We start from the raw sequence: 398 nt of genomic DNA, 5'->3' as shown, positions 1-398 counted from the left end.
TCAAAATGACTCGTCCTGTTGGCTCACTTTCTCTCGAAAATAAACTTCGCTTTTTATATTCATACTTAAATTCGTTGTTTAGAGGCTCATACAGAACATTCTTTAAAATTTGGTAATATTCTCCTCCTCTTCTTCTTTTTTGGCTCTTATTTGGGATATATGTGCCTCTAAATCGTTAAATGCTTGTTATTTATGATTAATATCGGCATTTAAATCTTTTAATTTATGCTCAGATTGATCAATATCCTGTTTTAACGTTTTAAACTTTGTCTTTTCTTCTGCTGTTCGATTTTTTATATCGTAAAATTCATCTTTTAATTTCGGTAATTTTTTTCGTTCAAATCTATCAATCGTTTTACTCATTTTATTGTGTTTATTTTTTACAGTCTCCAATTGGC

1 protein-coding gene is annotated in these 398 nt (G+C 28.9%); it reads right to left on the bottom strand.

From position 1 onward, the window contains the following. Positions 1-186: 186 nt before the first annotated feature. Positions 187-398 (bottom strand): hypothetical protein (locus tag EII23_RS13065; protein ID WP_185702416.1); only part of this gene is annotated, 212 nt, incomplete at its 5' end.

This window comes from Desulfovibrio sp. OH1186_COT-070 (assembly GCF_003860215.1).
GTDB lineage: Bacteria > Desulfobacterota > Desulfovibrionia > Desulfovibrionales > Desulfovibrionaceae > Desulfovibrio.
Note: the sequence above shows the minus strand (reverse complement) of the source record. Positions and strands in the feature narration are given on the sequence as shown.